Below are 1,171 nucleotides of genomic sequence, written 5' to 3' on the forward strand. Positions count from 1 at the left end.
CCATCACATTTTTCAGGGTACCCCCTAGTTCTACACCGAGGGGGTCTCGATTGGTGTAAACCCGGAAATTTGGCGAAGAAAACGCCTGTTGTAGTATCTGAGTTGCTTTTACATCTGTGCTAGCTACTACTGTAGCGGCTGGGAGTCCTTGTTTAATTTCTTTGGAAAGATTCGGACCCGATAGCACCACTACAGGATTGTTAGGAAATTCAGCTTGCCAGATTTGAGAGGGAGTACGGGTAGTTTGCAAATCTAACCCCTTAGTGGCTGTGACCAAGATCACGTCAGGAGACACTGATAATCCCTTTAGCTGTTGCGCTACAGAATTTACCCCCGACATGGAAACAGCAGACAAGATAATACTGCTAGATTTTATAGCATCTGCTAATTTTGTCTGACTCCGACGGGACCACAAACAAACCTGATCACCGTTTTTAGAGGCTAAGCTATAGAGGGCTGTACCCCAAACACCAGCTCCGATTATAGTGATTTTGGTCATTTTGATTGTTAGTTGTTACTTGCCATTCTCCTGCAACTATGCAACTGTTCATCGGGGATAGCGATGCATTAATTCTCGAACTTGCTCGGCATGATAGGAACTGCGGGTGAGGGGAGAAGAAACAACTTGGAGGAAACCGAGGGATTCACCATACTCTTTCCAAGTATCAAATTGGTTAGGGGTTATAAATTCAGAAATTTTTAGGTGTTTTTGAGTGGGTTGAAGATACTGACCAATAGTTAAAATGTCGCAGTCTACTTCCCTTAAATCCGCCATGACTTGCCGGACTTCAGCATCAGTTTCTCCTAAACCTACCATTATACCAGATTTGCTGTAAACCGATGGAGCCAAGTTTCGCGTCCGCATCAGTAATTCGAGGGAACGCTGATAATCCCCTTGAGGCCTTACTTTCCGATAGAGTCGGGGTACCGTTTCTGTATTGTGATTGAGGACTTCGGGTTTAGCTTGAAGAATCGTTTCGAGGGCATCCCAGTTCCCGCACAAGTCTGGGATTAAAACCTCAATAGTGGTATCAGGTGAGACCAGGCGAATGGCTTCAATGCACTGTACAAACTGGGAAGCACCACCATCAGGTAAATCATCCCGGTTGACAGAGGTAATAACTACATGATTTAAACCCATGCGCTGCACGGCTTCTGCTAGCCGTGTGGG

General features: G+C 45.6%; 1 protein-coding gene and 1 pseudogene. Both read right to left on the reverse strand.

Going from position 1 to position 1,171, the window contains the following annotated elements; translation table 11 throughout:
• A pseudogene (locus F6K49_RS51060) lies at positions 1-499 on the reverse strand (glycerol-3-phosphate dehydrogenase); the annotation flags it as partial.
• 48 nt (positions 500-547) lie between these two features.
• Positions 548-1,171 (reverse strand): lipoyl synthase (locus F6K49_RS51065; protein WP_293110568.1); only part of this gene is annotated, 624 nt, incomplete at its 5' end.

Source organism: Moorena sp. SIO3I6 (genome assembly GCF_010672095.1).